The organism is Echinicola sp. 20G (assembly GCF_015533855.1).
Taxonomy (GTDB): Bacteria; Bacteroidota; Bacteroidia; order Cytophagales; family Cyclobacteriaceae; genus Echinicola.
Genome location: NZ_AP024154.1, coordinates 5,020,771 through 5,044,144, shown reverse-complemented (window position 1 = coordinate 5,044,144; position 23,374 = coordinate 5,020,771). Strand labels below are relative to the sequence as shown.

Genomic DNA, 23,374 nt, shown 5'->3' with positions numbered 1-23,374 from the left:
TGATGAACTATGAGATATAGAAAGCTTGGAAAGACTGGTTTCAATATATCAGAAGTTTCCCTTGGGACTTGGCAAGTAGGTGGAGGTTGGGGTGGCTCATTTGATGGGAAAGCTGCAGACAAAATTTTAAATGCAGCCATAGATAATGGAGTGAATTTCTTGGATACTGCGGATGTATACGATGCAGGAATGAGCGAGGAAGCTGTGGGAAAACTGCTTAAAAGCCGATCCGAAGATATTTTTGTAGCGACAAAATGTGGAAGACAAATTAACCCTCATGTCAATGAAGGTTATACGCCAGCGGCACTGAGGACCTATGTGGAAGTAAGCCTTAAAAACATGCAGTTAGAAACGCTTGATCTTATTCAATTGCACTGTCCTCCAACAGAAGTTTTTCAAAGGGATGAAATATTTGAGCTGTTTGAGCGGTTAAAAGATGAAGGCAAAATCAGGAATATGGGAGTCAGTGTGGAAAAGGTCATGGAAGCCGAGTTGGCTATCCAATATTCCAATGTGACGACTGTTCAGATAATCTTTAATATGTTCCGTCAAAAGCCAGCAGAAACTTTCTTTGCAAAGGCGAAGACAAAAAATGTAGGAATAATTGCTCGTGTTCCATTGGCAAGTGGCATGCTTTCTGGGAAAATGACTCTGAGTAGAAAGTTTGATGAAAATGACCATAGAAATTTTAATAGAGAAGGAAAGGCTTTTGATAAAGGAGAGACTTTTTCTGGAGTGGATTTTGAAAAGGGGTTGACTGCTGTTGAAGAACTAAAGGATATTTTCTCTGGAGTTGAACCCTTGGCTAAGTGGGCTTTGAGGTGGATTTTGATGTTTGATGAGGTGAGTACCGTAATTCCTGGCGCTTCCAGAGAAGGTCAAGTAATCGATAACATCAATGCAGCTGGATTGCCTGAGCTTAGTACTGAACAAATGACAGCTGTGAAAAGTGTCTATGAAAAGTATATCAAAGCTGATGTGCATCAGCTTTGGTAATTGAGTCAGAACCATAACGTCTACGCTTAAAATGAAATATAATCTATTAGGAAATTCTGATATCAAAATAAGTGAAGTGTCATTTGGCTGCATGTCTCTCAAAGGAAGTAAGCAACATGATATTGCGCTTGTCAAAAAGGCAATTGATCAAGGAATCAACTATTTTGATACAGCAGATTTATACGATGCAGGAGAAAATGAAAGGCTTGTCGGAGAAGCACTAAAGGAGAATAGAAGCGACATAATTCTTGCCACTAAGGTAGGAAATCAAATTCGAGAAAATGGGAGTGGCTGGGATTGGAACCCGAGCAAGTCATATATTTTAAAAGCGGTGGATAAAAGCTTAGCCAGACTCCAAACAGATTATATTGATTTTTATCAGTTGCATGGCGGAACGATTGAAGATCCAATTGATGAGACCATTGAAGCATTTGAGGCTTTGAAAGAAATGGGGAAGATAAGGGCTTACGGGATTTCATCCATTCGTCCCAATGTCATTAGGAGGTATGTAGAAAAGTCCAATATTTCAGGAGTGATGATGCAATACAGTATGTTGGACCGAAGGCCGGAAGAAAGTTGCTTGGACTTGCTGGATCAGAAAAATATCAGTGTACTGGTCCGCGGAGCCTATGCCAAGGGAATTCTGTTAGACAAGCCCGCTAAAGAATATTTGAATTGGACTGAAGAAGATGTAGCCAAGATCAAATCGATGCTAATGCAAAAGGGAGAGAGTCTTGACGCTATCAGAAAGTTAGTGTTGAATTTTCCCTTACAACACAGCGCGGTGGCCTCCGTAGTTAGCGGAATCCGTACTGAAAGTCAACTTCATGAAACACTAGCTGCTTTGGAGATAGGTGAAGCGCTTCAATCTAAGCTTATCGAACTTCAAAATTCATTGCCAAGAAATATATATAATGTGCATCGATAATTTAAATGTATGATTTTTTATTATTGGTCATTAAAGGTGAGTTCAGGTATTTAATTGACATAAGTCAATATAAATACCTTGAAAACAGTGTTTTTTCGAAATGTTTGAAGGTTGGTGTTTACGGTTTTCACAAACTTTTGATTATTTTTGGCGTATTAAACAGTATATAAATCTTTTTAAAATAAGCTTGAAAGAAACGTTCACATACAATCGCAAACAAATCGCCGCACTATTTTTGGTGCTGTTTGGAATGTTTGTGTTTACCCCAACTGTAATAGTTTTGGTAGATAGTAATGTAGATGTTTCCATGTTTTACTCGGTAGTGGAAGAGGAAGAGGAAAGTGCTGAGAATAATAAAACAGAAAAGTCTGAGTTTATCAAAAGAATGGAAAACTGGAAAGTGATTATTGCTGTTTTCCAAGAGAAAGGTAATTTAGACTACCACAGAGAAAAAGATTATGCCTTTGTAATGGCCGATCAATTTTGCCCCCCTCCAGAATTATCATAAAATTTTGTTAAAGATGACTTCTCTTAGGAAGTTATGCTCATCCCTGAACTGTTTATTTTAGGTATTGAGTACTGGTGTTTTATATCCTCAGATGTAAAATATTATCAATTGTACAGTTTGAATAACATAACGAACAAAATTTTATGACAAAGAAGAATAATCTCTTTGCGACTTTAAAATCCGATGTGCCTTCAGGATTGGTGGTGTTTCTGGTAGCACTTCCACTGTGTCTAGGCATTGCCATGGCTTCTGGAGCCCCGTTGTTTTCAGGAATTATCACAGGGATAGTCGGAGGAATAATAGTAGGATCTCTTAGTCAATCCCACATCAGTGTTTCTGGTCCTGCAGCAGGGTTGACAGCTATTGTATTGGTGGCACTCCAAGATTTGGGTGCATTTGAAATATTTTTGGTGGCAGTTGTTTTGTCAGGTGTCATTCAGCTAGCTCTTGGCTTTATGAGAGCAGGGAGTATTTCTAATTATATCCCGAGCAATGTAATCACGGGGATGTTGGCTGGTATTGGTGTGATTATCTTTTTGAAGCAGATTCCTGTGGCTTTGGGCTCTGATGCTGAAGTGGGTTCAGGATTTGCTATATTTTCTGGAATTGCGGCTTCATTTACTGACGTGCAGGTAGGAGTTATTCTAGTAACGGCCATTTCATTATTCATCTTGATCGGCTGGGACAAGGTTCCTGCTTTGAAAAGATTAAAATTGGTGCCTTCAGCTTTGGTTGCGGTAATCGTAGGGGTATTGGTTAACCAAGTTTTAATAATCACTGGAAGTCCCTTAGCCATTGGAGAAAAGTATTTGGTGAGCTTGCCCGTTCCGGAGTCTATGGAAGATTTTAAGAATTTAATCACATTGCCTCAATTTTCTTCAATAAGCAATCCAGAGGTTTGGATAGTGGCCATCACCATAGCAGTAGTTGCTTCTATTGAGACCCTCTTATGCGTAGAGGCAGCAGACCGGATGGATCCAATGAAGAGAGTTACCAATACCAATGTAGAGTTAAAAGCACAAGGTGTCGGAAATATTGTAAGTGGTCTGTTGGGTGGTCTTCCAATGACTTCAGTAGTAGTTAGGACCACTGCTAATGTCAATTCTGGAGCAAAATCAAAGATGTCTGCCATTATTCACGGGATTTTCTTACTGATCAGTGTGCTAAGTATTCCTGTTATTTTGAATAAAATACCTTTGGCAACTTTGGCTGCCATTCTATTGATGATTGGTTATAAGTTGGCCAAGCCGGCTACATTCAAATATTACTGGGATCAGGGCAAATATCAGTTTGTGCCTTTTATAGCAACTTTAAGTGCGGTTGTCTTCTTGGACTTATTGAAAGGAGTAGCTTTGGGAATCGTAATCAGTGTATTCTTTGTGTTGAGAGGAAATGCCAAACGCAGTTACTATTTCAATAAAGAAGGTTACCAGGATGGTGATGTCATCCATGTAGATTTGGCTCAGGAAGTATCTTTCTTGAACAAAGCAGCGATTAAACAAACCCTAAACCATATTCCAAAAGGAGCTAATGTAGTGATTGACGCTTCTGATACCGTGTATGTCGCCCATGATGTACTGGAGCTTATCAAAGAATTTAAGGAAATCCAGGCCCAGGAAAAAGAAATTAATGTAAAGTTGGTAGGCTTTAAAAAAGCTTATAATATTGAGAACGATTTGGATGAATACAATCATGTTTCAACCGAACACAAGAAAATATTAACTTACAGAAAGAACGGAAAAACTTCTCACAAAGAAGTGATTACCGAATTAATCAACGATAACAATCACATTAACTAAAATCAATAAGACTCAAAATATATGAAAGCACATACCGCGGAAACCCAAGCGACAGTAACTCCTGCCAAAGCATTGCAGTTTCTTAAAGAAGGGAATCAACGTTTTGTAAATAACTTGAAGGTAAACCGAAACTTGCTGGAGCAGGTAAATGATACCAAAGATGGACAATGGCCATTTGCGATTGTATTAAGCTGCATCGATAGCCGGACTTCTGCTGAATTGATTTTTGACCAAGGGTTGGGAGATATTTTCAGTACACGTATTGCTGGAAATGTTGCCAATGAAGATATTTTGGGAAGCATGGAATATGCCTGCAAAGTGGCAGGTTCCAAGTTGATTGTTGTCCTTGGACACAGCAAATGTGGCGCAGTAAACGGTGCGTGTGCTGGGGTAAAGATGGGAAACCTTACAGGTCTATTAGAAAAAGTAAATCCATCCATCGAAGAAGTCAAAGGACAGATGCCAGATGCAGAGTTGACTGACCCTTCATTTGTGGAAAAGGTTGCCCATTTTAATGTCATCCATACCATGGACCAAATTCTTGAGCGAAGTGCTGTTCTAAAGGAACTATTTGAAAGTGGAGATATTGGTATTGTGGGTTGTTACTATGATGTGGAAACGGGAGAAGTGGAATTCACAAAAACGCTATTGAATGATTAAGTTGACATAAATTTTGTTCGAATAAAAAAGCCGCAAACGCGGCTTTTTTATTGAATATGATTTTATGCGTAGTTTAAAATTCATCCGGTTTTACTTGATTTAAGATAATACAATGAATCAAGGAGGTTTTACTCTTGAATACATCATAAAACAGGCTCAAACATAGTGAGCCTTTTGATCAACAAGTAAAAAGTTCACCCTCAAGCTTCTGCTTTATTCTTATCACCTAAGAGCACCAAATCATTGACCTGAATTTCTGTAATGTATTTTTTTACACCTTGTTTATCCGTGTAGGTCCTGTTGATCAATTTACCTTCAATGGCGATTTCACTTCCTTTGTTAGTGTACTTATTGATAATCTCTGCAGTTTTTCCCCAAGCCACTAACTGATGCCAGGTAGTGTCCTCTATGCGCTCACCTTTGTTGTTTTTGTAGACTTCATTAGTGGCCAAACTTATTCGGGCCATGGCATTCCCATTTTCCAGAACTTTGAAATCTGCTTTTGCACCAAGCCTTCCGATCAGTTGAACTTTGTTTCTTAAAGTGTTCATAATGCTAAAATTTAGGTTAAAGAATATTCACTAACGATTATTTCTATTTATCGTTAATGACTCAAAGTTGAAGATTGGAGACATTGATAGTCGGGTATTAAATGTTTCTTTCCGTTTACAGTCGTTTGTAAGTGTTTGCTAATGTGTGTTTTGCTTTGTAAATTCCATTAGTTTTTTACCTTAAATGCTATTTTTTATGCTTGGGAATGGAAAGAATTGTTTGTATTGTGATCAGCCTGTTCAAGGAAGGGCCGACAAAAAATTTTGCGACGATCAATGTCGTAACAACTATAATAATCAGTTAAAGGCAGTAAAGAACAATGTGATTAGAAACATTAACAATGCTTTAAAGAAAAACAGAAATATTTTGGAATCAATTTTGCAAAATACCGATGAAACGATAAAAGTCAATCGGGAGAAACTTTTGCAAGAAGGCTTTCAGTTCAAATACCACACGCATCAATATGTTAACAAAAAAGGCAATGTGTATGTTTATTGTTATGACTTTGGCTATTTGGAACTGGATCGAGACCCTGATTGGTTTTTGGTGGTAAGAAAGAAAACTGTTTCTAAATAATGGCTAATCTCTTAAAATTTGCCTTCAATAGATGGACATAGGTTTGACATTATAAAACACAACTGATCTTGAAAACAAAATTAGTTTACTTTTGGTCGATTCTTCAATCTAGTTTTTGGTTTGTGCCATTGCAATTGATTCTTGTTTCTATTATTGCAGCGACTGGATTTATCTATTTGGATACCGTGTGGGAGTTTGAACCTTCAGGAGTTTTCAAGTTTTACATGTATGGAGAGGAAGAGGCTGCTAGAAGTATTTTGTCCACCATAGCGGGAGCGATGATCGGTGTGGCAGGAACAGTATTTTCCATTACATTGGTGGCCCTGACTTTGGCTTCTTCACAATTTGGCCCGCGTTTGTTACAGAATTTTATGCACGACCGGATCAATCAAGTGGTTTTGGGTTCCTACATAGCCACCTTTAACTATTGCTTATTGGTTTTGAGGGCGGTAAAGTCGGGGGAAGAGTTGGGTTTTGTTCCAAATGTTTCCATCATTTTTGCGATTTTTCTTGCCATAGTCAATATATTTTTACTGGTCATTTTTATCCATCACATTTCAGTTAGTATTCAAGCTGATCAAGTGATTTCCAATGTGAATAATAACCTTCACAAAAATTTTAAGCGTCTTTTTCCAGCCAAAGATAACAATGACCATGAACCGCCTACTTTCGATGAAGGAATGCTAGCAGCAAGAAAAGCTGACCTAAAACAAGAATACTCCCTTAAATCTAGAAGAAGCGGCTACCTTCAATCCATCGATCATCATAAATTAATGGAACTGGCCAAGGAGGTTCAAGGAATAGTAGAAGTCAAGAAGCACGCTGGCAATTTCATAGTAGAAAAACAGGAGTTAATCATTATTCATACATCTGGAAAATTTGAAGATGGGCTTGAGGATCGCTTTAGGTCTTCTTTTATCATCGGCAACAAAAGGACATCTTCCCAAGATGCCGAGTTTGCCATTAGGCAAATGGTAGAAGTAGCTGCAAGAGCTCTTTCTCCAGGGGTCAATGATCCTTTTACTGCCATTACTTGTATTGATAAACTTACTGACGTGATCTGCTATTTGACTTCAGCAAGACTACCAAGCCCGTATCACTTTGATGGAGAGGGAGAGATGCGTTTGGTCACCAAAACGATTAGTTTTGATGGTGTGATGAGTGTGGCATTTAACCAGATCCGTCAATATGGAAGCAATAGTCCAGCGGTAATTATCAGGTTAATGGAAGCCCTGATAACCATTTTTCAGTTTGCAGAGGATGACCAACATAAAAACATTATTCTAAAACATGCCGATATGATTTTACACACTGGTGAGAAAAGTTTCTTGGATGAGAACGATGTGAAGGATTTGAAGGAGAGGTATGAGCAACTAAAAGCGTTAATCTGAAGTTTTTGATAATATTTAAACCATGATTTTTATGAAAGATAATTTTTCCGGTCATGCATCAGAATACGAGAAGTTTCGCCCTACTTACCCTGAAAACTTCTATGCCTGGTTAATAAGTCAAGTGAAAACCAGAAAAGCAGCTTGGGATTGTGGGACAGGGAATGGGCAAGTTGCTTCAATTCTTTCCAATTATTTTGAAAGGGTTGAAGCTAGCGATATCAGTGAGCAGCAAATGGCTCAAGCGCCATGGAAACCCAATGTTTATTATACAAAATGCCCAGCAGAGAAAAGTGGATTTTCAGACCATACTTTTGACTTAATTACAGTAGCACAAGCGGTACATTGGTTCGATTTTGATCCATTTTTTAAGGAAGTAAATAGGACGCTTAAACCAAATGGGGTAATAGCTTTAATCGGCTATGGTTTGATGGATGTACCTGATCTGGACAAAGAAATAAAATACCTGTATGCTGATTTGTTGGGAGACTTTTGGGATCCGGAAAGAAAGCATATCGAGGAGGCCTACGAAAGCATCCCTTTTCAATTTGAAGAGTTGGCAACACCTCAATTTAGCATTGAAGAAAGCTGGAGTCTTGATGAGTTGTTAGGTTACCTAAACACTTGGTCTGCGGTCAAACATTATATCAAAGAGAACGGCACCAATCCAGTTGATTTGATTGAAGAGGACTTGAGAAGTAAATGGGGGGCTGAAAAAATGAAGCCCGTTAGTTTTCCCTTGATTTTACGGGTGGGGATAAACAAGTTGTAATATTTCTTCTGGTGAACTTCATAAATGTGGGGATCAAAGATTTTCAATAGATATTTCATTTTATTATTTATTAGTTGGTCTAACTGTCTTAATTTTATGGCATGTCTAACGAACCAGAGAATTTGTCACCTTTTTTGGCCCAATTGGCCAAAGATTTAGAAGGTGATTTGCATTACGATCAATTGATGAAAACCCTTTATGCCACAGATGCCTCGGTATATCGGGAATTACCTTTGGCGGTAGCCTTACCGAAGACCAAAGAAGATATCAAAAAACTTATTCAATTTGCAAAGCAGTATAAAACATCCTTGATTCCTAGAACCGCAGGGACATCCTTGGCAGGACAGTGTGTAGGTGATGGCATAGTGGTGGATGTCTCAAAATATTTTACACAAATACTTGAGTTTAATAAAGAAGAAGGTTGGGTAAGGGTACAGCCGGGAGTGGTCAGGGATGAGCTAAATGCTTTTTTGAAACCTCATGGCTTTTTCTTTAGTCCCGTCACTTCCACTGCCAATAGGGCGATGATCGGAGGGATGGTAGGAAACAATTCCTGTGGTACTACTTCTATTATTTACGGCTCTACCAGAGAGCATACATTGGAGTTGCAGACCATTTTAAGTGATGGCTCAGTAGCAACTTTTGCTAAAATATCCAAAGAGGAATTTGAGCAGAAAAAGCAACTGGAAACTTTGGAGGGAGCTCTATATCAAAAAATATATGATGAATTAGCTCAGCCAGTCAATCAAGAAAATATTAGAAGTCAGTTTCCCAAGCCTTCTGTCCAAAGGAGAAATACAGGTTATGCGGTCGATTATCTTTTGGAAACAGAAATCTTTTCAGAAACTGATACGGCTTTTGATTTTTGCAAGCTCCTTTGTGGATCCGAAGGGACCCTCGCTTTTACTACCGAAATAAAGATTCATGTGGACCCACTTCCTGCCCCTAAAGATGTGGTGGTGGCAGCTCACTTTGAGAGCATACATGAGAGTATGAAGGCCACCCAGTTGGCCATGAAAAATCATCCCACCGCTTGTGAGTTGATGGATAAAATTATTTTGGATTGTACCAAAGAAAATATTGAGCAAAGTAAAAACCGGTACTTTGTAGAGGGCGATCCAGAGGGGATTTTGATGATAGAATTCCGAGGCGAAACAGAGGAAGAGGCTTTGGCTTTAGCCCAGAGGACGATTGATGGTATGAAGGCTGCAGGGTTGGGTTATGCTTACCCGATCATCACTGGAGAGAGAACCAAAAATGTTTGGGCGCTGAGAAGTGCAGGTCTTGGTTTGCTGGCCAATATTCCTGGAGATAAAAAGGCTGTGGCTTGTATTGAAGATACGGCTGTGGATATTGATGATTTGGCTGATTTTATTGACGAGTTCGGTGAAATCATGAAAGGTTTTGGACAGAAGCCTGTGCACTATGCCCATGCCGGTGCTGGGGAAATTCACCTTCGGCCTATTCTTGACCTAAAGAAGTCTGAAGATGTAGAAGATTTCTATAAAATTACTGAGGCAGTGGCCAAACTGGTCAAGAAATATGATGGCTCACTCAGTGGAGAGCATGGTGATGGTAGGGTAAGGGCTGCTTTTATTCCTATTATGGTTGGAGAGGAGAATTATCAGCTTTTCCGCAGGATCAAGCAAGCATGGGATCCCAATAATATTTTCAATCCAGGCAAGATTGTAGATACTGCTCCGATGACCAGCTTTCTTCGGTACGAGCCGGATATGAAGACACCTGAGTTCGATACAGCTTTGGACTTTGGTCATGTAGGTGGGATACTTAGGGCTGCTGAAAAATGCAATGGTTCGGGGGATTGTCGTAAGCTGCCCATATCTGGAGGAACCATGTGCCCAAGCTATATGGCTACCAGAAATGAAAGAGATACTACTCGTGGTCGGGCAAATACCCTTCGGGAGTTTTTGACGAATAACACAAAGGAAAATCCCTTTGATCATCCAGAGATCAAAGAAGTTATGGATCTTTGCCTGTCCTGCAAGGGATGTACTTCTGAGTGTCCTTCCAATGTTGATATGGCCAGTTTGAAAGCAGAATTCCTTTATCAATACCAAAAGACAAATGGAGTTCCACTGAGAAGTAAAGCTTTTGCTTATATCAATAACCTGAATGAGCTGGGAAGCCTTGTTCCTGGTGTGACCAACTTCTTTATGACCAATAAATCAACCGGGTCATTGATGAAGAAAGTTTTGGGAGTGGCTGAAAAGAGAAACTTGCCTACCATTGCGAAGGTTAACCTCAAAAAGTGGTACCAAAAGAATTACAGCCAGCTTCCAACGCCTCAAAAGAAAGTGGGTGCAGTTCATTTTTTCTTTGATGAGTTTACCAATTTCAATGATACAGAAATTGGAATCAAAGCCATTAAACTTTTGCATCATTTGGGATATGAGGTCAAGATGATTGACCACCCAGAAAGTGGTCGCGGGGCAATGTCCAAGGGCCTATTGGACAGGGCCAAAGACCTGGCCAATAAAAATGTGCAGCTCTTTAAAGACTTGGTGACTTTGGATGAGCCTTTGGTGGGAGTCGAGCCATCAGCCATATTAAGCTTTAAGGATGAGTATCCAAGGTTGGTTCGGGCCGATCTGGTGGAAGATGCCAAGAAGTTGAAAAGGAACAGTATGATGGTGGATGAGTTTTTGGCCAAGGAGGCCATGCGAGGAAATATTACGGCAGACCAGTTTACCAAGGCCAGCAAGAAAGTATTGCTTCATGGGCACTGCCACCAAAAGTCACTTTCATCAGTTCAATTTACCCAGAAGCTGTTGACTTTACCGGAAAACTATACCTTGGAAACCATTCCTTCTGGTTGTTGTGGAATGGCCGGATCTTTTGGGTATGAAGAGGAACATTATGAGGTGAGTATGAAAGTTGGGGAGATGGTCTTGTTTCCAGCTGTCAGAAAGGCTACGCCTGAAACGATTGTTGCGGCTCCAGGAACCAGCTGCCGTCATCAGATTGCTGATGGAACTGGAAGGAAGGCGCTACACCCTGTAGAGGTGCTTTTTGAAGCTGCAGGACTTTAATGATTATTATGGATGGTTGACAGTGGTAAGGTACTGTCAACCATTTATCTACCTTTTTTATTTTTTGGTCAAATATTTGATGATGAACAATAAGCTGTATTTATAATTCATCTCTTAGATATATTCCTTCACTTTTTAGGTTTATATTTGTCCTTTTAAAGCAAGAATTCATGCCGAAAATAATCCGCGTTACTACTGTACCCATTTCCCTAAAATTACTTCTTTCTGGCCAAATGAAATATTTGAAAGACGCTGGTTGGGATGTCCTGATGGTCAGTGCTGATGGAAAGGAAGTTAACGAGGTCAAGAGAAAAGAAGGCTGCGAACATACAGTAATTCCATTTACCAGAAAAATTACTCCACTTCATGATTTGGTTTGTCTTTGGAAATTGTTCCAACTTTTCAAGCAGGAAAAACCTGACATCGTGCATAGCCACACGCCTAAGGCTGGGCTTTTGGGAATGATTGCGGCTAAATTTGCGGGGGTGAAAGTGAGGATCCATACGGTTGCTGGGTTGCCTTATGTGGTGACCAAGGACAATAAAAGGAAACTTTTGGAAACCATGGAGAGGTGGACCTTCAGCCATGCCACACATGTTTGGCCTAACGCCAAGTCCTTGCAGGACTTTATTGTCAAAGAAAACCTTACAGAAGCTACAAAAGTAGAGGTGTTGGGAGAAGGCTCCTCTAATGGGGTTGACTTGGAGCGATTTAACAGGGATAATCTAAAGGAAAATCACCTGGTGGCCGCTACCATGCGGGTGATGCCGGGAGACAATGATTTTATCATTTTAGCAGTAGGAAGATTGGTGAAAGATAAAGGAATAGATCAATTGGTCACGGCATTTTTGAATTCAAAAATAGTCAATCATTCCAAATTGGTGCTGTTGGGGGATTTTGAGCAGGAATTGAATCCGCTTGATGAGGAAACCATTAGAAAGATTGAAGACCATCCCCGCATTGTTCAGGTCAACTGGTCAGATCATGTGGAGCATTATATGGCCATATCCGATGTGTTGGTGCATGCTTCTCATCGGGAAGGATTTCCCAATGTCCTTTTGGAAGCTGCAGCGATGCAACTGCCGATCATTTGTTCTGATATCATGGGCAATACAGACATTGTGACCAATAAAAAAACAGGCTTGGTGTTTCCTGTCAAGGACAAGGCAGTGCTGAAGGATGCACTAGAATTTGCTTATGTCAAAAGAGAAGTGATGCAGGGATTGACGGATCAGCTGTATTTGGATGTGACGGCTAAATATGGTAGGAAAAAAATGCATGCCCTATTGTTAGAAAAGTACCGTTCCTTGATGAAGTAAAGTTTTTGGGCTGCTTTTACTCTCCACCAAAACACTATCTTTGTTGAATGGAAATTTCCAAGAAGGTCTTAATTATTACGTATTACTGGCCACCAAGTGCAGGTTCTGGTGTGCAACGTTGGTTGAAGTTTGCCAAATTTTTACCTGAATATGGCTGGGAGCCAGTGATTTTTACACCAGAAAATCCTGATTTTGAACTTAAGGATGAGACCATGCTCAAAGAGGTTTCACCCAACTGGGAAGTGATTAAATTTCCAATTTGGGAGCCTTATGGGGTGTTCCGATTTTTGAAAAAGAAAAAGAAGGGAAAGGCAGAAGACCCTTCTAAGCTCATAGAAAAGCGGCACAAGAACTGGTTTGACCAGACTTCCATCTGGCTGAGAGCCAATGCTATGATTCCTGACCCACGGGTGTTTTGGGTAAAGCCTTCTGTCAATTACCTGTTGGATATTGTGGAGAAAAATAGCATCCAGGCCATTATCACCACAGGACCTCCCCATAGTATGCACTTAATTGGAAGAGATCTTAAAAGAAAGTCTGGCTTGCCATGGATAGCGGATTTTCGTGATCCTTGGTCCACTTGGGAATTTTTAGACACATTGCCCATGATGAAGTCTATTCGGAGGAGACATGAGCGATTGGAGCAATCTGTGTTCAGAGAGGCCGATAAGGTGGTGACCATTTCTCCTACATTCCAAGAGGAGTTGGCAAAAATTGCTCATAGAGAAATTGATTTGATCACCAATGGTTTTGATTCAGCTGATTTGCCCAAGGACTTTCAAAAGAAAAAGTCAGAATCGCCTGTTTTTGAGATCGTTTATACGGGAATTATAGATGCTATTCGAAATCCTATCCCTTTTCTCAATGCTTTTAAACAAGCATTTGAGCCAATGGAAAAAGCCGTAAAATTGACCTTTGTGGGTAGAGTAAGCGAAAAGGTTAGCCATTTTGTAAAGGAAGACCCTTGGCTAGCAGAACGTGTGGATTTCCCCGGTTATGTGCCCCACGAAAAGGTTTTTGCTTTTTATGAAAAAGCGAATATGCTTTTATTGATCTTAACCAATACCAAAAATGCAAAAGGAAATATTCCGGGAAAACTTTTCGAATATATTGCCACTGGAAGGACAATCGTAGCTTTAGGTGACCCGCTAGGTGATGCCAGCAAAATCATTCAGGAAGCCGAGGCAGGCAAGGTCTTCTCGCACGAGTCTGTGGATGAGATTCAAGCCTACTTGGAGCAACAAATCATGGAGGATGTAAAGAGCACGACGAGTAGTAGTATTGACCATTTTGAACGAAAATACCTTAGCCAAAAACTAGCCCAATTACTGGATGAAAATTCGAATTCCCTTTCTTGATTTGGCAGACATGCATGCCGATTTGGCTGATGAGCTTAAGGCAAAATTCAATAAAATGTTGCAAAAGGGAATTTTCTCTGGCGGGGAAGAAGTGGACTTGCTGGAAAGCTCTTTGAAAGACTTTTTGAAGGTTCCTCATGCGATTGCCTGCGCTAATGGAACCGATGCGATGGAATTGGCATTGAGAGTATTGGAAATAGGGCCGGGAGATGAGGTGATTGTACCTGCATTGACCTGGGTGTCCACAGCTGAAGTGGTCAAAATGGTGGGAGCAGAGCCTGTTTTTTGCGATGTGGATCAATATGGTCTGCTGGATCTTAATGTTTTAGAGCAGCAAATCACGGAAAAAACCAAAGCTGTAATGCCAGTACATCTTTATGGAAAGATGGTGGATATGAAACGCTTAATACAAATTACGCAACCTTTGGGAATAAAAGTGGTCGAAGATGCTGCCCAAGCTTTTGGTGCTTTTCAAGAGGGTAACAGTGCTGGTGTTTTTGGAGAGATGGGTTGTTTTAGCTTTTACCCAACCAAAAACATGGGAGCTCTTGGTGAGGCAGGATTGGTGATAACCAGTGATGATGCTTTGGCAAACAAGATCAGGTTAATGCTAACACACGGTCAATCAAAGAGAGATGTACATGAGTTGGTAGGTAGAAATAGCCGAATCGATAGTTTGCAAGCAGGCTTCTTGAATGTAAAAATGGAATATTTTTTAGCCTGGCAGCAAAAGAGGAAACAACTTGCTGGAATATACTTGGAACATTTACAACATTTAAAGGGAATTACAGTGCCTGACGGGATTTTAAAAGATGACCATAATGCGCATATTTTTGCTATCAGAAGCGAGGAACGTGATGCCTTAAAACAATACTTGGAGAAGCAAGGGATAGGTACAGCCATTCATTATCCAAAGGCTGTTTCGGCTACCAAGCCTTTTGAAGGAGATGGAGACTTTCCCATGGCCAATAAAATAGCCCAAACTACGCTGTCCTTGCCCCTACATCCCTATTTGGGAGAAAAGGAAGTAAGGCAAGTTTGTGAAGCAGTTCAGGCATTTTTTAATTGAGATTAGAGCTCAGGTTTAAGCCTTTAAACTTGAATAAAAGATATATAGTCCATCTGTTTTTATCCTTTTCACCTGTGGTCATTTTAATTTTTTATATTGATATGTGACCTGTGTCACAGTATGGGGCTTTTGTATTTTGTAACTTAAAAGTTAACCAAACTATTAAGAAATCATGAATTACTATTATAATAAAACCCTTCATAACATTTCTTTTGATGCAGTGATTGATCTGGTGATTGAAGCTTTGAAAGCAGAGGGCTTTGGTGTACTTACAGACATTGATGTCAAAGCAACTTTTAAGAAAAAACTGGATGTGGATTTTAGGAATTACCGTATTCTAGGTGCCTGTAATCCTAACTTCGCCCATAAGGCCATTGAGGCAGAAAATAAGATAGGAGTGTTTTTGCCCTGTAATGTGGTGGTTCAGGAATTGAGTAATGACACTATTGAAGTAGCTGCAGTGGATCCAGTAGCTTCCATGAGTGCTGTGGAAAATGAAAGTCTAGGAAGCATTGCTGAAGCGGTGCGAAATAGCTTAAAGAAGGTAGTGGAGGAATTATAGCAGTAGCAGGTTTTTATTTCCTTATAAAGCTTAATCCTTAACTATTTTCTGACTTTTAGGAAGGACAAATTAGGGAGAGGCAACTTATTTAACAAAAGAATCAACCAATGATCATCAATTAGATGGTGGTCTAAGAAGAATTCTTTGTATATATGTAAATAAAAAATACATATATGAAATTTTATTGTTTTCAAATTCTTACAGCTTTGGTTTTGGGATTCTGCACCCCAAGCATGGCCCAAAAGACTTTTCTAGTTTGTGGAGATCATAAGGTTCTATTAGTGGATTATGAACAATCCACAGAAGATAAACCACATGTCGTTTGGTTCTGGGATGCACATCAGGCTAAAGACCTGCCAGCAGCATATCGGGACAAGAAATTCAATACTATGGACGATTGTAAAGCAATTGATGGAGGAAAAAAGATTTTGATCTCTTCTTCCTCTGGCGGGGTAGCTATGTTGGATAGTGAGACTAGAGAAGTGTTATTTTATGCTTCTGTACCCAATACCCATTCAGTGGAGATGTTGCCTGGCAATAGGCTGGTAGCTGCTGCTTCCACCCACAGCTCAGGTAATAAGATCATGCTTTTTGATATCCAAAATAATGAGAAACCGTTGTTTGAGGATAGTTTGTATTCAGCACATGGTCTGGTTTGGCACAAAGAAAGAAATTCACTTTTCGCCTTAGGTTATGATGTGTTAAGAGAGTATACCATGCCAGACCCAAATAGTTTGGTTTTACAGAAAGAATGGAAAATACCCGGAGAAGGAGGTCACGATCTTCAGCTCACCGCTGATGGGCAAGACTTCCTTTTGACAGAACATACGGGAGCATGGAAATTTGACTTGTCCTCAGAAGAGTTCAGTAGTTTGGAGGAAATTCCTAATGCAGAAAATATCAAGAGTTTGGGGGAGCATGATTCTGGGCAATATATGTTGACCATTCCCGAAAAAAGCTGGTGGACGCATCATGTTACTTTCTATGGACCGAACAAAAAGATGGCTTTTCCAGATATGAAGGTCTATAAAGCGAGGTGGTTTGAATAATTAAAGTTCAGCAAGAAAAGTATTCAGACTTTGGCTATTTTGCCTTTCATAAAAGAAAACTCCGCTGGATTGGAATTTTAAACCTAAATCTTTTACCGCTTATTATTTTACAGAAAATGGAAAGTAAGACTTTTGAATACCCTATGATCATTAAGGAATTCCATCTGGATACTTTTGGGCATGTGAATAACGCTACCTATTTAGAAATCTATGAAGAGGCTCGGTGGCAGTTTATCACGGACAATGGTTATGGCTTAAAGGAAATCAAAAAGACAGGTTTGGGTCCGGTAATTCTAGAAATTAAAATTAGGTTTATCAAGGAGTTAAAGTTGCGTGAAGAAATTACCATTTTTTCCAAAACCACAAGTTATAAGTCGAAAGTAGGCACCATTGAACAATGGATTGTGGACAGTCAAGGGAATCGCTGCTCAGAAGTGGAGATGATCATAGGTTTGTTTGATACCAAAGCCCGAAAATTGGTACTTCCCACACAAGAATGGTTAAAGGCTATTTCTTGATCCCTAATTTTCTCAAATACTTATCCATCACCACATTAAAATCAGGGGAACACTTGGTGAAATAGACGGCCGGAATATAAAGTGAAAGTACCAAAGTCCCTTTGAAGATTAGGTTCAGATAAATGTTTTCCATGTTGGGAATCCACTCAATCAGAAGCAATATTAATCCGATAATAAGGATGGTTTTTAGGTTGCCCGCAGAGAAGGGGCTGAGTTGGTATTTCTGTTTTAAGAATAAGTATCTAAGTCCGTTGATCAAGACCATACTGACCAAAGAGGCCAAGGCAGCACCTGCCACACCCATGACCGGGATCAAAAGGTAATTGGTGGTCACCAGTAAGGCCAAGGTCAAAAAGCCCATAAAAAGGTTGTAATAATAGTGTTTGGAAACAGCAATGATCTGGTAATTTACAGAAGTGATGCAGTCCACCAATTGGGCAATGGCCGTAAAAAGCAATACGGGTAAGGCCATGGCATAACTTTCTCCTAGGTAGCTGCCCACGCTGTAGCGATTGCACCAAATGCCTAAAAACAATAAGCCTCCGACTACTAGCAGGGTTTGGCTGCTTTTTTTATAGATGTCCTGAATGTTTCTGAAATCTCCTTCTGCCATGGATTCCGATATGGTCACAATAGAAACTCTTCTGATGGCTTTAGCCGGAACACTAATGACCACCCCAAAAAAGAAAAGGGTAGCATAAATGCCCACTGCATCTTCCCCCATCAACCATTGAATCATATAGGTGTCGATATACAAAATCAAGCTACTGCTGAGAATTTCCAAAATCCCTGAGGAGGAGATGCCGGCTATGGTCTTTTTTTCTTCTTGGCTAAAAGGTCCTGGTCTTCCTAGTGTAAAAGCTTTGGCTTTCTTTAGCATAATGAAAGAAATAAGCACCGGCAATACGAAAATAGCGAGGTTAAAATAGACCAATTGCTGAAAGCTGATCCACTGGAAGTAGAACAGAATCAAACCAATAATTGGCAATGATTTTTGGATAATGCTTTCGGCAAAAACACCGGGCAAGGGTTGATGGTTGGTGCGTAAATAAGCGTCCAAAATATATTGGAACACCCGAAAACCAATCACCACTATGATTCCCCAGTAAAAGGTAGGGTTGTAATTAAATCCTTCAAAACCTCCATCTTGGGTTTGGAAGATAAATGCTTTGGTGAGCAAAAAAGCAGGAACGGCCAGCGTGGTGCCCACAAGACCTACCAAAAGCGAAAAGCTGATAAAGCTTTTTTTCTTTTCTGGCTTATCCCTGAATTCCGGGATCATTTTCAAGGTGGTTAAGTTGGTGCCCAAAGTGAAGATTGAGGCAAAAAGGGCTGTTGTATTTAGGACCAATTGGAGCAGGCCAATTTCTCCCTCTGATAATACTTTAGGACGCAGTAGTGCAGAACCCACAAAGCCTATCAAAATGCCTGCATAAGCAATGATGGTAGTCTGTGAAGATTGTTTCCTAATGATCCCCATAGTTTATGGTTTGATCCAAAAAGTAGTGTCAGAAAGGCCCGTAGTGCAGGTATAATGCTCCCAGTTTTTAAGTACTTCAAAAGCCAGTTGATAGCTCGGCCTATCAGAGTTGTCCAATATCATTAAACCTCCTGATTTAAGCTTTGGAATGGAGTTAAGAAGGCATGCCACCCTGGCTCGGCCATCTACAAGGACGAAGTCAAAATGTTCATCTGGAAATTCATCTGCTACATGGAAATAGTCCCAGAATTGTTGCTTGAACTGGTAGTCTTCACTTTTTAGCTCATTTTTTTCAAAAAAGAGAGGGAGCTCAATAGATTTAAAATCATGGGATTCAGGGATAAACCTGTAATCAATATTGTCAAGTTGATTTTCCTTGAACCACAGGGAAACATGTTCATACCATCCTTGGTGATGTTCCACGCTGACCAATTGTTTGATTTTTTGTGCAAAGAATTTGGAGCTGGCACCACTGCCAAATTCCAGGCCTACCATGTCCTTTTTGAGCCACTTTTTAAGAAAATTGACCGCAGATGGGGCGAACCAAGGGGTTGGTTTGTTCCACCAACGATAAGTATAGAAAACCCCTTTGATCAAGGGACGAAAAACTCGGTATCGGATATATTGCAGTCCATCGGATTTTTCTCTCTGCCAATTTTTGTTTGGGAGAATGCTTCTATCTTGTTCTTTTTTGAGTTCCTGAATGATAGGATTTGCCATACTGAGGGTCAACCGGTCGCTTTTAGTGATCAAACTTATGAAAAATCAATTTATTTACCGCTGATCTTTTGAAAGATGTTTTTCCAACGGTAGTTACGGATAAACTTTCCTTCTTCCTTGGTTACTTCTCTTTGGGTACGATCGAAATAGGATTTGAAGTAGCCAATCATACTGTCCCATAGATATGATGGTTTTTTTTGTTTTAAGCTCACCTTGGCCATTGACAAAAAAGCAATGCTCAAACCATAGCGCATTTTATACATGGCCTGACCTTGCATGTGTTTGGCTTTTTTTGAGTAAGAGGATCCGGTAGGTCGAAGGTGTTTTACTTTTAATTCTGGCAAAGTAATAACTTCAAAACCATGATATCGGGCTAGGAGCTCATCCATAGTGTCCCAGCCTATGCTGCACCGCAATCCATTCATTTTCTCAAAACAAGCTTTGGAATAGGCTTTGAATGCACCGCGAACATGGTCTTTTCCCATGGGATGGTTCAGTTCCCAATTTCCTTTTTTCAACTCATAGGCAAAACCCCCAACAACACCTGCTTTTGGATGATTTTCGAAAGTTTGGGCCACTTTCTCAAAGTAGTCTTCAGGTAGAATCAAATCGGCATCCAGCTTGACTATGAAGTCATAAGGCTGTTGAATTTGTGCAAGACCTTTTTCAAATGCAGCCACCACCTTGCTGCCAGGCAGTCTAGAAGCTTCTGTTTGACTATTAACTTTACTGATCCAAGGAAAACGAGTTTGATAGTCATCTATGATGCTTTCGGTGGTATCGGTAGAATTATCGTTAACGATAACAGCTTGAGCGGGTTTTAAGCTTTGTTTGGACAATGAGTCTAGTAAACCCGGTAAAAACTGCGCTTCATTATGCGCAGGAATAATGACACTGTATTTTAACATAAGGGAAGATTGAGCTGCCAACTACATCAGCAGGTTCATCAGGTTGAACTGAAGCTTTTCCTTTGTGAGAGCCCATTTCTTTTTGGGAGTAGGGTTGGTAAGCATGTTCAAGGGTTTGAAAATGAAATATTGAAAATCGTTTTCTTCAAAAAAAACAGAATAGGGAACTACCTTGTCCAAGTAAAAACCATTGGCACTAATACTTTGGATCAGGTCCGCAATATTGACAAAAGGCTCAACAGCTTGAAGGCTCTCAGGGTCATTTTGGGCCTTCCATTCTGAAAATTGGGGAGTAGGCAAATTGATGAAAATCACAGAATCTTCGTGAGAATGTCTTTTGATCCCTTCAAAAATCCTGAAGTGTTTATCCCTGGAGACCTGCTGCAAAATTTCAGATAGAATAAAGAAATCATAATGCTCTCCATCATTTTCAAACGCCTTCATTTCAGCTATTTTAAATTGGAGATTTTTTTGCTTTTTCCATAGCTCAGAAGCTTTGTCTATGCTACTTGGGCTGATATCAATACTAAGGATTTGTCCATTTTTAACTTTTTGTGCAATAAGATGGCTAAGCTCTCCCAATCCACAGCCCGCCTCCAAAACCTTATGATGGGACTTCAAGCCTGCACCTACTAGTTTTTCTAATATATGTAGGTGCAGCACGTTTATTTCATCCTTTTTTGGGTCTGAATTAAACTGGTCGTAATAGCTGAAATATTTATCCTTCTCTTCCATTTTTCGGGCGATTTATATACGGCATTACTAGTCCTACAATCAATAGTAATATAATAAAATATTGGGAGGAAACTGCTATAAAAGAACCTCTATAATAGGTTTTTGGTTCAAATTTGAATACCACCTCAGACTTTCCTTGAGGTACCATTAACCCGCGTAAAAGGTAGTTGGTGCGAATGATTTCGGCAGCTTCTCCATTGATGGTGGCACTCCATCCTGCCGGATAGTAGATTTCCGAGAAAACCACCAAGCCGCCTTTTTCTGCATTAACCGAGTAGTTCAGTTCATTAGGTAGATATTGGGATAGACTTACTGAACCAGCTCCAGCCTGGGCTTCAAATTCTGAAGTGTTGACAGTGGCTTGGGTTTTAGTGTTTATATTAGGGATTTGCTGGATTTCTTCTTCATTAGAGCTGACTGAAACAATTTCACTTGGAAACCATGCTGGTCCGTTTGCTTGTGAATTTTGGAATACCCCATTCTCACCTTGTCCAGCCAAAATGTATTTGGTATTCAGCATATTGACCGCCTTAAGGCTTTGATAGTCAAAAGAACCTTCTTGTGCTTTTTGGATAAATTGGTTGATTTCTGGTTGAAGCACCCTGTCAATTAGGTCCTGATAGCGGCGCATCTTTGCTCCATGATAACCACCAAGACTATTGAAGAAATAGCTGGTACGGGCATCTTTGAAAGTGTTTTGGAGATTGAGTACCCTAAAATACCCATCATCCTGCATGATCTTTTTATCAGCTGCAGTGGGAGTAAAGTAGCTGCTGCTAGGATTTTTCTTTAATGATTCGTCATTCAAATACCTTTTATTGATGGACCAAACATCTGTGATGACCAATACAGCTATCCCCAAAGTTGCATAGAAATAAGTAGTCTTCTGTTTAATGGCTAAGAAAATCAATCCTGCACTCAAGGTGATAAAGGCGAGACTTCTAAAAGCATCTTTTTGTAGCATGGCCTTTCTATCTGCCCGAAGTGCACTGGTAAGCCATTCTGGGAAATTGGCATCAGCAGCTCCTTTGAAGCCAAATGCACCAGCCAAAACAATTAGGAGCAAGGTGATTCCTCCAACAATGGCAAATGACATCAGTAATCCTTTTAACTTTCTCTTTTGGTCTGAATCTGAGAAAAGGTTTTCTAGTCCAATGCACCCCAAAACCGGAATGGCAAAAAGCGTGATGCCCAAAGCCATAGATACGGCCCTGAATTTATTGTAGCCAGGCAAAATATCGAAGAGGGTGAAATTGAACCATGCCAGGTTTTTGCCCCATGCCAACATCAAAGAAATGATGGTGATTGCCACAAAAATATTTCGGAAGCGTTTAGGGGCGTAGATGATCCCTACCACAAACAAAAATACCATTATGATACTCCCATAAATAGGACCTCCTGTAAAAGGCTGGTCTCCCCAATAGGTTGGGGCACCTTGGATAAAATTGCTGAGTTGAGCTCCAGAGACTCCGTTTTGCTGTAAAGCTTTTTCGGTATTGGAATCCTCTCCCAAAGCTTCCTGACTGGCACCACCGGAGAAATTTGGCACGAGCAAAGTCATGGACTCCAGCTTACCTTGAGACCAACTGAAGGCATACTCTTTGTTCAGGCCACTTTCGTTCTGGGTATTACCTTCTAAAGTCTTTTCACCACGAATGGAGTACTTTCCATATTCCAATACAGACAGCAATCGGTTTGAATTGGCCCCGACAGCCAATAAACCACCCAAGATCAGAATACCTGCCGTTTTAGCAAATTCAGGCAATTGTTTTTCCTTGATATAAAATACCAACTGGCCAATGGCATAGATCAGGATAGTGATCAAGGTATAATAAGTGATTTGAAGGTGATTGAAGCGAATCTGCAACATCAAAGCCAAAGCAGTGACTGCAAAGCCCAATAGCTTTTTCCCTCCAAAAGCCATGTGGATTCCGGCCAGAATAAGTGGGATCAAACAAATTGCCCATATTTTGGCATTGTGCCCAGCCTCTAGGCTAAGCATATTGAAAGTGTTAAAGGCAAAAGCCCAAGCACCCATGACAGATATTTCTGGCCGTATTTTGAAGGTCAAAAGTAGGATATACATAGCGACCATTCCGAAAAATAGACCATTAATTGGGTGGGGGAGTCCAAGTGTTATTACACTTATAACAGCTCTGGATATATCGCCAGGGTATTCAGTGTTGATCAGGTAAGCAGGCATGCCACCAAACATGCGGTTGCTCCATAGGGCTTCCTCACCGGTTTCTTCTCTAAAGTCTTGGATTTCTTTGGCCGAACCTTCCCACTGAAGGATATCGCTTTGGAAAATCATTTTCCCTTCAAACATAATCGGGGAAAAATATAGGACGATCAAAGTATAAAAAGAAACGATCCCTAAGAGGTGTGGTAATACCTCTTTTTTGAAATTGATTTGCATGCTGATTT

General features: G+C 40.2%; 21 protein-coding genes. 15 read left to right on the top strand and 6 right to left on the bottom strand.

Annotated elements, in window-relative coordinates; all coding sequences use genetic code 11:
• The first annotated feature begins 9 nt into the window (after positions 1-9).
• The 5 genes from JL001_RS20350 (at position 10) to JL001_RS20330 (ending at position 4,891) form a co-directional block, all read left to right on the top strand.
• On the top strand, positions 10-996 hold the full coding sequence (locus JL001_RS20350) for an aldo/keto reductase (RefSeq protein ID WP_200979448.1): 987 nt from the start codon (positions 10-12) through the stop codon (positions 994-996).
• Positions 997-1,027: 31 nt separating this feature from the next.
• Positions 1,028-1,924, top strand: coding sequence for an aldo/keto reductase (locus JL001_RS20345; RefSeq protein WP_200979446.1), 897 nt, complete (start codon positions 1,028-1,030; stop codon positions 1,922-1,924).
• Positions 1,925-2,111: 187 nt separating this feature from the next.
• Complete coding sequence (locus JL001_RS20340) at positions 2,112-2,432, top strand: hypothetical protein (RefSeq protein WP_236252915.1); 321 nt, start codon at positions 2,112-2,114, stop codon at positions 2,430-2,432.
• A 143-nt stretch (positions 2,433-2,575) separates the two neighbouring features.
• Complete coding sequence (locus JL001_RS20335; RefSeq protein ID WP_200979444.1) at positions 2,576-4,231, top strand: SulP family inorganic anion transporter; 1,656 nt, start codon at positions 2,576-2,578, stop codon at positions 4,229-4,231.
• 21 nt (positions 4,232-4,252) lie between these two features.
• Positions 4,253-4,891 (top strand): carbonic anhydrase family protein, encoded by a 639-nt coding sequence (locus tag JL001_RS20330; RefSeq protein WP_200979442.1) that lies wholly within the window; start codon positions 4,253-4,255, stop codon positions 4,889-4,891.
• Between the two features lie 200 nt (positions 4,892-5,091).
• Here the strand turns inward: JL001_RS20330 and JL001_RS20325 are convergent, their stop codons facing one another.
• The gene (locus JL001_RS20325; protein ID WP_200979440.1) at positions 5,092-5,442 is read right to left on the bottom strand and encodes a single-stranded DNA-binding protein; all 351 of its coding nucleotides are present in this window, start codon (positions 5,440-5,442) and stop codon (positions 5,092-5,094) included.
• Between the two features lie 196 nt (positions 5,443-5,638).
• Here JL001_RS20325 and JL001_RS20320 point away from each other — a divergent pair, with 196 nt between their 5' ends.
• The 10 genes from JL001_RS20320 to JL001_RS20275 all read left to right on the top strand — a co-directional run bounded on the left by JL001_RS20320 (position 5,639) and on the right by JL001_RS20275 (position 17,104).
• Positions 5,639-6,019 carry a hypothetical protein gene (locus tag JL001_RS20320; RefSeq protein ID WP_200979438.1) on the top strand — a complete coding sequence of 127 codons (381 nt, stop codon included), beginning with the start codon at positions 5,639-5,641 and terminating at the stop codon, positions 6,017-6,019.
• Between the two features lie 68 nt (positions 6,020-6,087).
• On the top strand, positions 6,088-7,410 hold the full coding sequence (locus JL001_RS20315; RefSeq protein WP_200979436.1) for a DUF2254 domain-containing protein: 1,323 nt from the start codon (positions 6,088-6,090) through the stop codon (positions 7,408-7,410).
• A gap of 31 nt (positions 7,411-7,441) precedes the next feature.
• Entirely contained in the window at positions 7,442-8,179 is a 738-nt protein-coding gene (locus JL001_RS20310; RefSeq protein ID WP_200979435.1) for a class I SAM-dependent methyltransferase, read from the top strand.
• A gap of 101 nt (positions 8,180-8,280) precedes the next feature.
• The gene (locus tag JL001_RS20305; protein WP_200979434.1) at positions 8,281-11,229 is read left to right on the top strand and encodes an FAD-binding and (Fe-S)-binding domain-containing protein; all 2,949 of its coding nucleotides are present in this window, start codon (positions 8,281-8,283) and stop codon (positions 11,227-11,229) included.
• A 170-nt stretch (positions 11,230-11,399) separates the two neighbouring features.
• On the top strand, positions 11,400-12,548 hold the full coding sequence (locus JL001_RS20300) for a glycosyltransferase family 4 protein (RefSeq protein WP_200979433.1): 1,149 nt from the start codon (positions 11,400-11,402) through the stop codon (positions 12,546-12,548).
• A gap of 47 nt (positions 12,549-12,595) precedes the next feature.
• Positions 12,596-13,906, top strand: a complete 1,311-nt coding sequence (locus tag JL001_RS20295; RefSeq protein ID WP_200979432.1) for a glycosyltransferase family 4 protein — start codon at positions 12,596-12,598, stop codon at positions 13,904-13,906.
• A complete protein-coding gene (locus tag JL001_RS20290; protein ID WP_200979431.1) occupies positions 13,881-14,975 on the top strand; it encodes a DegT/DnrJ/EryC1/StrS aminotransferase family protein in 1,095 nt (364 codons plus the stop codon). Before JL001_RS20295 ends, JL001_RS20290 begins: the two co-directional genes overlap by 26 nt.
• Before the next feature lie 172 nt (positions 14,976-15,147).
• Entirely contained in the window at positions 15,148-15,537 is a 390-nt protein-coding gene (locus tag JL001_RS20285; protein ID WP_200979430.1) for a DUF302 domain-containing protein, read from the top strand.
• A gap of 173 nt (positions 15,538-15,710) precedes the next feature.
• The gene (locus tag JL001_RS20280; RefSeq protein WP_200979428.1) at positions 15,711-16,586 is read left to right on the top strand and encodes a DUF6528 family protein; all 876 of its coding nucleotides are present in this window, start codon (positions 15,711-15,713) and stop codon (positions 16,584-16,586) included.
• A 116-nt stretch (positions 16,587-16,702) separates the two neighbouring features.
• Positions 16,703-17,104 (top strand): thioesterase family protein, encoded by a 402-nt coding sequence (locus JL001_RS20275; RefSeq protein WP_200979426.1) that lies wholly within the window; start codon positions 16,703-16,705, stop codon positions 17,102-17,104.
• On the opposite strand, the gene JL001_RS20270 is transcribed toward JL001_RS20275, so the two are convergent.
• The 5 genes from JL001_RS20270 to JL001_RS20250 are packed head-to-tail and all read right to left on the bottom strand — an operon-like array spanning position 17,094 to position 23,366.
• Entirely contained in the window at positions 17,094-18,584 is a 1,491-nt protein-coding gene (locus JL001_RS20270; RefSeq protein ID WP_200979425.1) for a lipopolysaccharide biosynthesis protein, read from the bottom strand. The two genes, JL001_RS20275 and JL001_RS20270, sit on opposite strands and share 11 nt — an antisense overlap.
• Positions 18,585-18,587: 3 nt before the next feature.
• Positions 18,588-19,304: a class I SAM-dependent methyltransferase gene (locus JL001_RS20265; RefSeq protein WP_200979424.1), complete on the bottom strand. Its 717-nt coding sequence runs from the start codon at positions 19,302-19,304 to the stop codon at positions 18,588-18,590.
• 50 nt (positions 19,305-19,354) lie between these two features.
• Positions 19,355-20,212 carry a glycosyltransferase family 2 protein gene (locus JL001_RS20260; protein ID WP_200979423.1) on the bottom strand — a complete coding sequence of 286 codons (858 nt, stop codon included), beginning with the start codon at positions 20,210-20,212 and terminating at the stop codon, positions 19,355-19,357.
• Between the two features lie 21 nt (positions 20,213-20,233).
• On the bottom strand, positions 20,234-20,947 hold the full coding sequence (locus JL001_RS20255) for a class I SAM-dependent methyltransferase (protein WP_200979422.1): 714 nt from the start codon (positions 20,945-20,947) through the stop codon (positions 20,234-20,236).
• Positions 20,931-23,366, bottom strand: coding sequence for a YfhO family protein (locus tag JL001_RS20250; RefSeq protein ID WP_200979421.1), 2,436 nt, complete (start codon positions 23,364-23,366; stop codon positions 20,931-20,933). Before JL001_RS20250 ends, JL001_RS20255 begins: the two co-directional genes overlap by 17 nt.
• Between the last annotated feature and the right edge of the window lie 8 nt (positions 23,367-23,374).